The organism is Kosakonia sp. Marseille-Q7440 (assembly GCF_965119485.1).
This window is the reverse complement of the sequence record NZ_CBCPLT010000001.1, coordinates 2,885,849-2,898,613: the sequence shown is the minus strand read 5'-3', so window position 1 is coordinate 2,898,613 and position 12,765 is coordinate 2,885,849. Positions and strand designations below refer to the sequence as shown.

The 12,765-nt window shown below is 57.3% G+C and carries 11 protein-coding genes and 1 tRNA gene; 6 read left to right on the top strand and 6 right to left on the bottom strand.

Annotated features, from left to right (window positions below):
• From ada to mgtE, 4 genes are all read left to right on the top strand, one after another.
• Entirely contained in the window at window positions 1-1,062 is a 1,062-nt protein-coding gene (gene ada / locus ACWPW2_RS13575) for a bifunctional DNA-binding transcriptional regulator/O6-methylguanine-DNA methyltransferase Ada (RefSeq protein WP_454123495.1), read from the top strand.
• Complete coding sequence (gene alkB / locus ACWPW2_RS13570) at window positions 1,062-1,718, top strand: DNA oxidative demethylase AlkB (RefSeq protein ID WP_200133338.1); 657 nt, start codon at window positions 1,062-1,064, stop codon at window positions 1,716-1,718. The genes ada and alkB overlap by 1 nt, the downstream gene beginning before the upstream one ends.
• Window positions 1,719-1,785: 67 nt before the next feature.
• Entirely contained in the window at window positions 1,786-3,429 is a 1,644-nt protein-coding gene (locus tag ACWPW2_RS13565; RefSeq protein ID WP_270221719.1) for a multidrug ABC transporter permease/ATP-binding protein, read from the top strand.
• A gap of 141 nt (window positions 3,430-3,570) precedes the next feature.
• On the top strand, window positions 3,571-5,007 hold the full coding sequence (gene mgtE, locus ACWPW2_RS13560) for a magnesium transporter (protein ID WP_023479683.1): 1,437 nt from the start codon (window positions 3,571-3,573) through the stop codon (window positions 5,005-5,007).
• On the opposite strand, the gene ACWPW2_RS13555 is transcribed toward mgtE, so the two are convergent.
• Window positions 4,970-6,205 carry a SulP family inorganic anion transporter gene (locus ACWPW2_RS13555; RefSeq protein WP_454123492.1) on the bottom strand — a complete coding sequence of 412 codons (1,236 nt, stop codon included), beginning with the start codon at window positions 6,203-6,205 and terminating at the stop codon, window positions 4,970-4,972. The genes mgtE and ACWPW2_RS13555 overlap by 38 nt on opposite strands.
• A 276-nt stretch (window positions 6,206-6,481) precedes the next feature.
• Here ACWPW2_RS13555 and mqo point away from each other — a divergent pair, with 276 nt between their 5' ends.
• Window positions 6,482-8,137 (top strand): malate dehydrogenase (quinone), encoded by a 1,656-nt coding sequence (gene mqo / locus ACWPW2_RS13550; RefSeq protein ID WP_454123490.1) that lies wholly within the window; start codon window positions 6,482-6,484, stop codon window positions 8,135-8,137.
• Between the two features lie 37 nt (window positions 8,138-8,174).
• On the opposite strand, the gene ACWPW2_RS13545 is transcribed toward mqo, so the two are convergent.
• The 4 genes from ACWPW2_RS13545 to ACWPW2_RS13530 all read right to left on the bottom strand — a co-directional run bounded on the left by ACWPW2_RS13545 (window position 8,175) and on the right by ACWPW2_RS13530 (window position 11,171).
• Window positions 8,175-8,831: an epoxyqueuosine reductase QueH gene (locus tag ACWPW2_RS13545; protein WP_094421191.1), complete on the bottom strand. Its 657-nt coding sequence runs from the start codon at window positions 8,829-8,831 to the stop codon at window positions 8,175-8,177.
• 180 nt (window positions 8,832-9,011) lie between these two features.
• Window positions 9,012-9,088: transfer RNA gene (locus tag ACWPW2_RS13540), tRNA-Pro, on the bottom strand.
• A gap of 76 nt (window positions 9,089-9,164) precedes the next feature.
• Window positions 9,165-10,925, bottom strand: coding sequence for an LPS biosynthesis-modulating metalloenzyme YejM (gene yejM, locus ACWPW2_RS13535; protein ID WP_139569875.1), 1,761 nt, complete (start codon window positions 10,923-10,925; stop codon window positions 9,165-9,167).
• A gap of 18 nt (window positions 10,926-10,943) precedes the next feature.
• Window positions 10,944-11,171 (bottom strand): YejL family protein, encoded by a 228-nt coding sequence (locus ACWPW2_RS13530; RefSeq protein ID WP_023479697.1) that lies wholly within the window; start codon window positions 11,169-11,171, stop codon window positions 10,944-10,946.
• Window positions 11,172-11,304: 133 nt separating this feature from the next.
• Here ACWPW2_RS13530 and yejK point away from each other — a divergent pair, with 133 nt between their 5' ends.
• On the top strand, window positions 11,305-12,312 hold the full coding sequence (gene yejK / locus ACWPW2_RS13525; protein WP_076770174.1) for a nucleoid-associated protein YejK: 1,008 nt from the start codon (window positions 11,305-11,307) through the stop codon (window positions 12,310-12,312).
• Window positions 12,313-12,363: 51 nt separating this feature from the next.
• On the opposite strand, the gene rplY is transcribed toward yejK, so the two are convergent.
• Complete coding sequence (rplY, locus tag ACWPW2_RS13520) at window positions 12,364-12,648, bottom strand: 50S ribosomal protein L25 (protein WP_023479850.1); 285 nt, start codon at window positions 12,646-12,648, stop codon at window positions 12,364-12,366.
• Between the last annotated feature and the right edge of the window lie 117 nt (window positions 12,649-12,765).

The following is a 12,765-nucleotide window of genomic DNA, read 5'->3' as shown; positions in this document are numbered from 1 at the left end:
ATGAACAATGCGACATTAACCGATGATCAATGCTGGCAGGCGGTGCTGGCGCGCGACCCGAACGCTGACGGTCAGTTTGTCTTTGCCGTGCTGACCACGGCGATTTTTTGCCGCCCCTCCTGCACAGCGCGGCGCGCCCTGCGCCAGAATGTACGCTTCTATAAAGATGTTGCCAGCGCGCTGGAAGCGGGCTTTCGTCCCTGCAAACGCTGCCAGCCGGATAAAACGCATCCGCAGCAGCAGCGGCTGGAGAAGATAGCTGCCGCGTGCCGTTTGCTGGAGCAGGATCAACCCATCACGCTGGCAGAGCTTGCCGCGGCGGCTGTCATGAGCCCATATCACTTTCACCGGCTGTTCAAAGCGGTGACCGGCGTGACGCCAAAAGCGTTGCAGCAGGCATTTCGTGCCCGGCGCTTACGCGAAACGCTGGCGAAGAGTGAGACCATTACCGATGCGGTGCTGGCCGCCGGCTTCCCGGACAGCAGCAGCTACTATCGAAACGCAGATGCCGCTCTTGGGATGACTGCCCGCGCCTTTCGCCGCGGCGGCTCGTCCTGCCCGGTCTGGTTTACCCTGACAAATTGTACGCTCGGCCGCTGCCTGGTGGCAGAGAGTGAACGCGGGATCTGCGCCGTGTTGCTGGCCGAAAGTGATGAGGCGTTACTGGCGCAGCTCGGTAACCTGTTTCCACATGCCCGCCAGGCAGAAGATGATCCGCAATTTACCGCGCGCGTGCAGCAGGTGATTGCGCATGTAGAGAGACCCGATTCGCCCTTTAACCTGCCGCTCGATTTACGCGGCACCGCGTTTCAGTTGCAGGTGTGGCAGGCACTGCGTCAGATCCCGGCAGGGGAGAGGGTCAGCTACCAGGCACTGGCGCAGAGTATTGGCAAGCCCGGTGCGGTCAGAGCCGTCGCCAGCGCCTGTGGGGCGAATAAGCTGGCGGTTATTGTTCCCTGCCACCGCGTGGTGCGCCAGAGCGGGGCGCTCTCCGGCTACCGCTGGGGTGCCGAGCGCAAAGCGCAGCTGCTGGCGCGCGAAGCTAATCAACAGGAGACCTGATGCTCGATCTGTTTGCCGATGAACAACCGTGGCAGGAGCCGCTGGCACCGGGTGCCGTGGTACTGCGCCGTTTTGCCCTTGCGCACAGCGAGGCGCTGATGCGCGGTATCGCCGATGTGGTCAGCGTTTCGCCGCTGCGCCATATGGTTACCCCCGGCGGTTACACCATGTCCGTTGCGATGACCAACTGTGGGCAGCTTGGCTGGACGACGGACAAGCGCGGCTATCTCTACGATGCCGCCGATCCGCAGACGCAGCGCCCGTGGCCCGCCATGCCGCAGGCCTTTGTGACGCTCTGCAACGCGGCAAGCGCCGCCGCTGGTTACCCCGATTTCCGCCCGGATGCTTGCCTTATCAACCGCTATGCGCCGGGAGCCAAACTCTCGCTGCATCAGGATAAGGACGAACCGGATCTACGTGCGCCGATTGTCTCCGTCTCGCTCGGCCTGCCAGCGGTTTTCCAGTTCGGCGGGTTAAAACGCAGCGATCCGCTACAGCGTCTGCTGCTGGAGCATGGCGATGTGGTGGTATGGGGCGGGGAGTCGCGCCTCTTTTATCACGGCATTGCGCCGCTGAAGCCGGGCTACCATCCGCTGACCGGCGAGTGTCGCTATAACCTCACTTTCCGCCAGGCTGGCAATAGCGAACAAAAATAAGAATTATTCTTGATGAAAACAGGTAGCCGTTTAAACTGCTGGCTGTTTTTATTGACCGGATACGCTTATGGAACTTCTCCTTCTTGTCTGGCGGCAGTATCGCTGGCCGTTTGTGGCGGTACTGGCGCTGTCGCTTGCCAGCGCGGCAATGGGCATCGGGCTGATTGCCTTTATTAACCAGCGCCTGATTGAATCTGTCGATCTCTCTGTTGCCGTGCTGCCGGAGTTCCTCGGCCTGCTGCTGCTGTTAATGGCCGTCACCCTCGGCTCGCAGCTGGCGCTGACGACACTGGGCCACCACTTTGTCTATCGCCTGCGCAGCGAATTTATCAAGCGTCTTCTGGATACGCCGATCGAGCGCATCGAACAGCTGGGCAGCGCCTCGCTGCTGGCCGGGCTGACCAGCGATGTGCGTAATATCACCATCGCCTTTGTGCGCCTGCCGGAGCTGGTGCAGGGGATTATTCTCACCGTTGGCTCCTGCCTCTATCTCGCCATGCTCTCCGGTAAAATGTTGCTGATCACCGTGATCTGGATGGCGCTGACCATCTGGGGCGGGTTTATGCTGGTGTCGCGCGTCTATAAACATATGGCGACCCTGCGCGAGACGGAAGATAAGCTGTATACCGATTTCCAGACGGTGCTTGAGGGGCGCAAAGAGCTTACGCTTAACCGCGAGCGCGCCGAGCATGTGTTTGAAAAGATGTACCTGCCGGATGCGCGCGAATACCGCCACCATATTATCCGCGCCGATACCTTCCACCTGAGCGCGGTGAACTGGTCGAACATTATGATGCTGGGCGCGATTGGCCTGGTGTTCTGGATGGCGAACGGGCTGGGCTGGGCGAATACCAATGTCGCGGCGACCTACTCATTGACGCTGCTCTTTTTGCGCACGCCGCTGCTCTCCGCCGTGGGCGCGCTGCCAACGCTGCTCACCGCCCAGGTGGCGTTTCGCAAACTCAAGCAGTTCGCGCTGGCACCGTACCGCCCGGAGTTCCCGCGCCCACAGGCTTTCCCCGGCTGGCAAACCCTTGAGCTGCGCGACGTCACCTTTAAATATCAGGATAACGACTTTGCCATTGGGCCAATCAATATGACCCTCAAGCGCGGCGAACTGGTGTTTCTGATTGGCGGTAACGGCAGCGGCAAATCGACGCTGGCGATGCTGCTGACCGGCCTCTATCAGCCGCTCTCTGGTGAGATCCTGCTGGATGGCAAACCGATGGCGCAGGATAAACCGGAAGATTACCGCAAACTCTTCTCGGCGGTGTTTACCGATGTCTGGCTGTTTGATGAACTGCTTGGCCCCGAAGGGCAGCAGGCCGATCCGGCGCTGGTGGCGAAGTGGCTGGAGCAGTTAAAGATGTCACACAAGCTGGAACTGGAAAACGGCAAAATCCTCAATCTGAAGCTGTCGAAAGGGCAGAAGAAGCGCGTCGCGCTGCTGCTGGCGCTGGCGGAAGAGCGCGATATTCTGCTGCTGGATGAGTGGGCGGCAGATCAGGATCCGCACTTCAGGCGCGACTTCTACCAGGTACTGTTGCCGCTGATGCAGCAGATGGGCAAAACCATCTTTGCCATCAGCCATGACGATCACTATTTCATACACGCCGATCGCCTGCTGGAGATGCGCAGCGGCCACTTAAGCGAGCTGGAGGGTGAAGAGCGTCAGCTCGCCTCCCGCGACGCCGTTTCCCGCACTGCGTAACAACAACGCTCCCTGCTGAACCGGGGAGCGTTGCCGTTTTTTTATCCAAACAACCGCACCGTTGAGCCTTTTTTTAGCACCTGGCGCTATGCTTAAGGCTATTCCGCCCGGATGAGAGGGCGCTTTCGATTCAGGATTGTCATGCCGGTTATTAAAAAGAACAGTGTCAAACTGCGCGAAGAAGAGCGCGCGCGCCTTATCTGGTTGCTCACCACCCATAAAGCCCTGACCGCCACGCTGTTGGGCGAAATCACGCTGGTGGAGCAGGTAAACAGTGAAGTGCTCGATCAGCACCTGCTTGAAGTTCGCGCCCTCGCTGCCCATCTGCCGCCGCCGGATCTGGCCGATACCCTCGAAGCGCTGCCGGTGGTTGAACGCCATGCGCTGTGGCGGGTGATTGAAGATGACAAGCGCGGCAAAGTGCTGCTCGAAGCCTCGGAAAATGTCTGGGACGATCTGATTGATGAGATGAGCGACCGCGCGCTGCTGGATGCGCTGGAAACCCTCAATATCGATGAGCAGATCTACCTGGTGCAGCATCTGCCGCGCAACCTGACCGGGCGCATGATGGCAACGCTGCCGCCGAAAGAGCGCGCGCGGGTGCGCCAGGTGATGCGCTATGGCAAAAACTGCGTCGGCGCGATCATGGAGTTTGAGGTGATCACCATCCGCGCGGAGGTGACACTGGCCGCCGTTCAGCGCTACTTACGCCGTCTGGGAAAGATGCCGGAGAACACCGACAAGCTGTTTGTGGTCGATCGCGACAACCGGCTGGTTGGCGAGCTGACGCTGCAAACTCTGCTGCTTAATGCCACCAGTCGTGAAGTGGGCGAGGTGATGGAGAGCGATCCCGTCACCTTCCTGCCGGAAGAGGAGGCGGAGCGTGTTGCGCGTACCTTTGAGCGTGACAACCTGCTTAGCGCCGCAGTGGTGGATGAGAACGGCATTCTGATGGGGCGGCTGACCGTCGATGAGATCCTCGACGTGGTCTACGAAGAGACTGATAACGATATGCGTCAGATGGGCGGCCTGAGCACCGAAGAGGATGTGTTTGCCCCCGTTACCAAAGCGGTAAAGTCACGCTGGGCGTGGCTGGCGCTTAACCTCTGTACTGCGTTTATTGCCTCGCGCGTAATTGACGGTTTTGAACACACCATCTCGCAGCTGGTGGCGCTGGCCTCGTTGATGCCGATTGTCGCCGGTATTGGCGGTAACACCGGTAATCAGACCATCACCATGATTGTGCGCGCGCTGGCGCTGCAAAACATTCAGCCGGGCAACTTCTCGTTTCTGATCCTGCGTGAAATGGGCGTGGCGTTAATTAACGGCGTGGTGTGGGGCGGACTGATGGGCTGCATCACCTGGTGGCTGTATGGCGACCCGGCGCTGGGCGGCGTGATGATGCTGGCGATGGTGCTTAATCTGCTGATGGCGGCATTAATGGGCGTACTGATCCCGATGCTGATGATCAGGCTGGGGCGCGACCCGGCGGTCGGCTCCAGCGTGATGATCACCGCTATTACCGACACCGGCGGCTTCTTTATTTTTCTTGGTCTGGCGACGCTGTTCTTGCTGTAAAGAGCGACTTTTCCCGCCACTTCGCCGGCGTTATCGCCAGCGTCACCACCCCGGCAACCACGCCAATCGCCAGGTTGCCGGTGCTGACGGTGGCAATCACCGTTATCACCATCACCACGCTCTCAACGAAAGGCGCCTGCTTCAGGTTGCCTGGCTTGAGGCTTCCCCAGTTAAAGGTCTTGAAGGCGACAATCGCCATAATCCCGGCCAGCACCACCATCGGGATTTTCGCCATCACCTCGCTTAACGCCGTGACCAGCAGCAGCAATACCAGCGCGGCGGCAACGGTTGAGAGACGCGTACGCCCTTTACCCATCTCAACATTGACGATGGTTTGACCAATCATTGCGCAGCCAGCAATACCGCCATAGAAACCGGCAAGGATATTGGCGATGCCAAGCCCGGCACTTTCGCGCCCTTTATTCGACGGCGTATGGGTTAAATCGTCGACCAGTTTCGCGGTCAGCAGCGACTCCATCAGCCCGACAAAAGCGATGCTCAGCGCGCAGGGCCAGATAATGCTCAGCGTATGCAGATTAAACGGCACCAGCCATTCGGTCAGCCCCGGCAGGCCGCCCTGCATTGGGCCTTCATCACCCACGGTGGGTAACACCTGACCACTAAAGATGGTATAGGCGGTGAGCACGACAATGGCGACCAGCGGCGCGGGAACGCTTTTCAGCCAGCGCGGCAGCCACAGCACAATCAGCAGCGTCAGGGCGAAAAGCGCCAGAATAAGCGGGTTTTTGCTCCAGAAGTGCGGCACCTGGGCGAAGAAGATCAGGATGCCGAGGGCGTTAACAAACCCGGTCATCACCGCATGGGGGATAAAGCGCATCAGCCGCGCCATGCCGGTCAGGCCGAAGATAATCTGGATCACGCCTGCCAGTAATACCGCAGGCAAAATGTATTCCACACCGTTCTGGTTGACCATTGGACCGATAACCAGAGCGACTGACCCGGCAGCCGCCGTTACCATCGCCGGACGACCGCCGAGAATGGACATCGCGAAGCAGAGCACCACCGAGGCAATCAGGCTCACTTTCGGGTCAACACCGGCAATCACCGAGAAGGAGATCACTTCCGGGATCAGCGCTAGCGCAGTAATGACGCCAGCCAAAATTTCGCGTGTAAATAGCTTGGGAGAGCGCAGTATGGCGCTTACCTGAGAAGAGGAGGGGGTAGTGTTGTCGGTCATAACATTCCGCAAGTGGAGAGTGCCATAGAATCAAAGGCAAACGGCATCCGTGCGTTTGGCAAAGCGCAGGATAATAGCAGATTCCGACGCTACACGGGCAACAATTAGTGTTAAAACTAATGCATAAAAGCAACTTATTAGTAACATTTATATAATTATTATTTAATGTTTAAACATTATTTAAATCTCGACTTTTAAGTGCTACGTTAGACGAGCTAACGATTTAACCCTCTATAAATGCGAATAAAGCAGCACTAAAAGTAAGGCAATATCATCATGAAAAGAATGACTGCCAGGCTGTTTTCGATGGCTGTCGGGCTTAATGCTGTCTCAAAAGCAGCAGACGCGTCCGCATCGAAAGAGCAGGAAACAGATGTGCTTTTAATCGGTGGTGGGATCATGAGTGCCACGTTGGGAACCTGGCTTTCGGATCTTGAACCGGACTGGTCAATTACGATGGTGGAGCGTCTCGACGCCCTGGCGCAAGAGAGTTCAAACGGCTGGAACAACGCCGGTACCGGGCATGCCGCCCTGATGGAACTCAACTACACCCCCCGCAGCGCGGACGGCTCTGTCAGCATCAAAAAAGCGATTGAGATCAACGAAGCGTTTCGCATCTCTCGCCAGTTCTGGGCGCACCAGGTGAAAAGCGGTGTGCTGCGCGACCCGCGCTCCTTTATCAATACCGTGCCGCATATGAGCCTCGTCTGGGGCGACGACAACGTCAACTTCCTGCGCGCGCGCTATAAAGCCCTACAGCAGTGCTCCCTGTTTCGCGGCATGCGCTACTCCGAAGACCCAGAGCAGATTAAACAGTGGGCACCGCTGGTGATGGAAGGGCGCGATGCCACGCAAAAAATTGCCGCGACCCGCACGGAGATCGGCACCGATGTTAACTTTGGCGAGCTGACGCGCCAGATGATTGGCTCGTTGCAGAAAAAGGCGAACTTCGCCCTGCAACTGGCGACCGAAGTGCGCGGCTTAAAGCGCAACGCCGATCAGAGCTGGAGCGTGACGCTGCATAACCTGAACAGCGGCGCTGAGCAGGTGATCAAAGCGAAATTTATCTTTATCGGTGCCGGCGGTGCCGCGCTGAAGCTGTTACAGCAATCCGGCATTCCGGAAGCGGCCGATTATGCCGGTTTCCCGGTGGGCGGCCAGTTCCTGGTGGCGGAAGATCCGGCGGTGGTGAATCACCATCTGGCGAAAGTCTACGGTCAGGCGACCGTTGGCGCGCCGCCAATGTCGGTGCCGCATATCGATACGCGCATTATTGATGGCAAACGCGTGCTGCTTTTTGGGCCGTTCGCCACCTTCTCCACGCGTTTTTTGAAAAATGGATCGCTGTGGGATCTGCTGCGCTCAACCAACTCGTCCAATATTTTGCCCATGCTGACGGTCGGGATGACCAACTTCAGCCTGGTGAAATACCTGGTAAACCAGGTGCTGCAAAACGAGGATGACCGCTTCGATGCGCTGCGTGAATACTATCCGCTGGCGCAAAAAGAGGACTGGCGCTTGTGGCAGGCAGGGCAGCGGGTGCAGATTATCAAACGCGAAGCCGGGAAAGGCGGCGTGCTGCGTCTGGGCACCGAAGTGGTCAGCGACAAAGAGGGCACCATTGCCGCGCTGCTGGGCGCGTCGCCGGGTGCCTCAACCGCAGCGCCGATCATGCTCGAGCTGATGGAGAAGGTGTTTACCGAGCGTTTTGCTTCAGAAGCCTGGCAAACTAAGCTCCGGGAGATCATTCCCTCGTTCGGTACCGAGCTGAATGGCAATATCGAGGCCGCCGACGCCGAGCTGCGCTACACCAGCGAAATCCTCGGCCTGAAGTGCGATGAATCGATGATGGCGGATATTACCCCGCCGGTGCAGAAGCCGGTGGCGCAACCGCATCACGACGATGAGCAGGTTGCGGATATCGCGCTGTAATGCAAAAAATCCCGGTCAGATGGCCGGGATTTTCGTCTTATTCCTGCTCGTCACCGTAATAGAGCTTGCCGATCTTAATCAGCGGTCGGCCCTGGGATTTACGGTGCAGGTTGCTGTCGCGCAGGGAGTAGACGCAGCCGCAGTACTCTTGCTGATAGAAGCGCTCCCGTTTGCTGATCTCAATCATCCTTGCCGAGCCGCCCTGCTTGCGCCAGTTGTAATCCCAGTAGACCATTTCCGGGTAGTGCCCCGCCGCGCGCTGGCCGCAGTCATTGATTTGCTGCATATTTTTCCAGCGAGAGATGCCCAGCGAACTGCTGATGGCTTTGAAGCCGTGCTCATGGGCATAAAGCGCCGTGCGCTCAAAGCGCATATCAAAACACATTGTGCAGCGCACGCCGCGCTCAGGCTCCCACTCCATCCCTTTCGCCCGTTCGAACCAGTTGTCGGTATCGTAATCTGCATCGACAAAGGGCACGCCGTGCTTCTCAGCAAAGCGGATATTCTCCTCTTTGCGCAGTTCATACTCTTTTTGCGGATGGATGTTCGGGTTATAGAAGAATATGGTGTAGTCGATACCGGAAGCCTGGATCGCTTCCATCACTTCACCCGAGCAGGGCGCGCAGCAGGAGTGGAGCAGCAGTTTATCGGCCCCGTTGGGCAGCTGGAGTTGTGGACGGTTTAAGTCGGACATAGGTTTCACTCATCATAACAGGCATGAATTTGTCTCTATGTTAACATCCTGATTACGATTTGCTTACCCGTTTGCCAGGCTAAAAGGGTTTTTAACGGGCAAAAAAAAACAGCAAGTTAAAGTAACTTGCTGTTTTTCTTCGTCTTGCCGAAAAGAATCAGGCAACACGGCGGGGAATTTTGGTCGGCACGAGAGGATTTGAACCTCCGACCCCTGACACCCCATGACAGTGCGCTACCAGGCTGCGCTACGTGCCGACATGTGGCGCTAATACTACCCGTTTCTTGCCTGATTGCAAGTGCAGGGCAGGCTGAGTGATTCATAAATAATCAATCAGTTAGCGATAAACCGTTTTTCGTCGGTCAGCACCTGCAGCAGTAAACTGAGCTGCGGTTTCTGATCGCGGATCTTCTCGCCCTGCGCATCCCAGGACTTGTAGTTACCGTTCTGATCGAGCACCAGCGTCATCTGCGGCGTGGTAATCGCCAGCGTATTGCTGTTAGCGGCGGTCACCCAGTTGTGGCGGCGCGTGGCGGTAAAGAGATCCTGGCCCTGCGAATACTCATTAGCCGGGGTGCTGACATGCAGCAGACGCTGCATCAGAGTGGTCATCACATCCTGATGATCCGTCAGCCGGGTAATACGCTGCGCGGGCGTGCCCGGCCAGTGCACCACCAGCGGAACATGCAGGCGGCTGCGCGACCAGTCGAAAGTCGTGTCCTGCTGATCGGCCGGGATGCCGCGACCGGCGGTGATCACTACCACCGTGTTGTCCATTTTGCCGGAGGCGCGCAGCGCATCCAGCACGCGGGCAATCTGCGCATCGACATCAGCGGCAGCGCGGGGGTATTTACGGGCAAAGCCCGGCGTATCGGTATCAAGCGCGGCGGTACCGTTTAAGGAAACCCACGAGAACCAGCGCGTATCCTCCTGCGCATCATGGGAGAGCCAGTTGATCCACTGATCGGCCGTCTGCGCATCGCTCTGGCTTTTTGCCGGCGGCAGCGAGAAATCAGACAGCAGCGCCTGGCGATAGAGCGGGCTGCTGAAGCCGTCGGACGAGAAAAGACCCAGCTGGTAGCCCTGCTGATTCAGCGCGGTGATCAGCGCCGCCGGGATACGTGCTGACATCACGCCATCCATATAGCTCGGCGAAATACCGTAGAAGAGGCCGAAATAGCCGTTATCGGCGTTATTCCCGGCGCTCATATGCTGGGTAAAGTTAACGTTCTGCCCGGCAAAACTCGCCAACTGCGGCATCTGTTTTTCGTAACGGGCGTAGTTCAGCCCGTCGACGGTAATCAGCAGCACATTCTGCCCGGAGCCCATATCGAGATAGCGCAGATCGCTTAACGGATACTGCACCGATACCGCTTCCGGATTGCCTTGTTCTACCAGGCGACGCTGGTAATCCTGCGCGTCCAGCAGACCGTGTTTTTCAAGGAAACGGCGCGCGGTCATCGGGTATGAGAGCGGCAGGTTGGCGCGCTGCATAGTGATCGGGCGATAGAAATTGGCGTCTGCCCAGATATACATCACATGGGTGGCAATAAAGGAGACGAAAAAGAGGGCGGCCACCGGCTTAGCGAAGTGGCGGCGGCGCGTGAGGCTGCGCAGCTTCTGCCAGCTCCACGTCGCAAACAGCATCTCAATCAGCAAAATGACCGGCACGCTGATAAACATCAGCTGCCAGTCGCGGGCCATCTCGTTCTGATCGGGGTTAATGACCAGTTCCCAGACCACCGGATTGAGGTGCAGGTGAAAACGGGTAAAGACTTCGCTGTCGATAAGCAGCAGCGTCATGCCTGCGGTGGCGAGGATCGCCGAGAGCACGCGCATCAGCCGCTGCGACATCACAATAAAGGTCAGCGGGAAGAGGATCAGCAGATAGGTGGCGAAGACCACAAAGCTGAAGTGGCCCACCAGGCTCAGCCAGGAGTAAATACGCCCGGAGAGCGTGGTCGGCCAGTCGGCAACAAACAGGTAACGGCTACCGAGCACGATGGACAACAAAATGTTGAACAGCGCGAACCAGTGCCCCCAGCTCACCATCTGGGAGACTTTTTCACGGTAGCGTTGACGATTAGTCACCATAAACTGTTGTGATTTCCCTTAGTGCGCTTTGTCGTCGCCAATGGACGATTGCAGTGCCTTTGCGAAAGATGTCGCGATGGCCTGACGCTGCGCGGGGGCGACGCTGCTGTTAATCAGGTTGGTCACCATATTGCCCAGCACCATCAAAGAGAGGTCGGCCGGTGCTTTGTGTTTTTCCAGTACGTTGGCCAGCTCACTGAGCAGTTGTTCAACGTGTTCATCACTGTAGCGGGAGATTTGTGGCATAAATCGAAATCAGTCTGTTCATGAAAGGGCAACATCTTACCGTAGGAAGAGCTTTTTTTCTGCTTTTTTATCAGCAGTTGCACCGCGGCGTTGGTGGTGGTTGAATACCGCCGGTCAAAAAGGAGAGTTTATCATGAGTCTGGACATCAACCAGATTGCCCTGCACCAGCTTATCAAGCGCGATGAGCAAACCCTTGAACTGGTGCTGCGCGATTCTTTGCTCGAACCCACCCCGCCCGTCGAAGAGATGGTGGCGGAACTGCACCGGGTCTATAGCGCAAAAAATAAAGCCTATGGCCTGTTTAATGAAGAGAGCGAGCTGGCACAGGCGCTGCGTCTGCAACGTCAGGGCGAAGAGGAGTTTCTCGCCTTCAGCCGCGCGGCGACCGGGCGCTTACGTGATGAACTGGCGAAATACCCCTTTGCCGACGGCGGTATTGTGCTGTTTTGCCACTACCGTTATCTGGCGGTGGAGTATCTGTTGGTGGCGGTGCTGAACAACTTAAGCAGCATGCGCGTCAATGAAAACCTCGATATCAGCTCGACCCACTATCTCGATATCAATCACGCCGATATCGTTGCGCGCGTCGACTTAACCGAGTGGGAAACTAACCCGGAGTCAACGCGTTACCTCACCTTCCTGAAAGGGCGGGTAGGGCGCAAGGTCGCGGATTTCTTTATGGATTTCCTCGGCGCCAGCGAAGGGCTGAATGCGAAAGCGCAGAACCGTGGGCTGCTGCAAGCGGTCGATGATTTTACCGCCCAGGCCGAGCTTGATAAATCTGAGCGCCAGACTGTGCGTCAGCAGGTCTACACCTACTGTAACGAGCAGTTGCAGGCGGGCGAGGAGATTGAGTTGGCGTCGCTCTCAAAAGAGCTGGCGGGCGTAAGCGAAGTGAGCTTTGAAGAGTTTACCGCAGGCCAGGGCTACGAGCTGGAAGAGAGCTTCCCGGCGGATCGCAGCACTCTGCGGCAGTTGACCAAATATGCCGGCAGCGGCGGCGGGCTGACCATCAATTTTGATGCGTTGCTGCTTGGCGAGCGTATCTTCTGGGATCCGGCTACCGACACGCTGACCATTAAAGGCACGCCGCCGAATCTGCGCGATCAGCTGCAGCGTCGGCTGAGCGGCGGAAAATAGGCCATAAAAAAACCCCGCCGGAGCGGGGTTTTTTCTTCAACTTGTCAGCGATTACGCGCGAACGAAGTCGATGTGAGTCAGTTTCGGCTTGAACGGGTGACGCTGAACAGCCTGAATCTTAACTTTAACTTCTTTGCCATCGAGAGCCAGGGTCAGAACGTCGCTGTAGAAACCAGGCTTAGTCTGCATGTTCCACACTTTGTCGTGATCCAGTTCGATAGCAACCGGCGCTTCAGTTCCACCGTAGACGATAGCCGGGAACTTGTTCGCGGTGCGCAGGCGGCGGCTCGCACCCTTACCCTGCTCTTTACGTACTTCTGCGTTAATAGTAAACATTTGAATCTCTCTTAAATAAATCCTGTTACAGGCGACCCAGCAACAGGCAGATGATCGGCTTTGCGGATGCAAAAGCGGGCGGTATTCTATCCCCTAATGATTGATACATCAATTAAA